1 protein-coding gene is annotated in these 362 nt (G+C 75.1%); it reads left to right on the top strand.

Annotation, left to right across the window (positions count from 1 at the left end):
• A partial coding sequence (locus AWT60_RS18440) for a condensation domain-containing protein (protein ID WP_218677607.1) occupies window positions 1-362 on the top strand: 362 nt, incomplete at both ends.

Below are 362 nucleotides of genomic sequence, written 5' to 3' on the forward strand. Positions count from 1 at the left end.
CCCTCGGCCGGGTGCTGTGCGGCTGGACCGGGCACGACCGGGTGCTGGTGGACGTCGAGGGCCACGGCCGCGAGGACCTGTTCGCCGACGGCGACACCAGCCGCACCCCCGGCTGGTTCACCACCCGCCAACCCGTCGCCCTCGCCGTCCCGCCCGAGGCGGACTGGGACGCCGTGCTCAAGCAGGTCAAGGAACAGCTGCGCGCGGTGCCCCACCACGGCCTCGGCCACGGCCTCCTGATCCGGCCGGGCCGGGACACCGCACCGCTGCCGGCGACCCCCGCGCAGATCAGCTTCAACTACCTGGGCCGCTTCGGGCTCTCCGGGACCTCTGAGGGGCTGTACGGCGGCCTGTTCCGCCCG

Origin of the sequence: Bacillus sp. F2HM (assembly GCF_019266135.1) — a bacterium.
GTDB classification, from domain to species: domain Bacteria; phylum Bacillota; class Bacilli; order Bacillales; family Bacillaceae; genus Bacillus; species Bacillus safensis.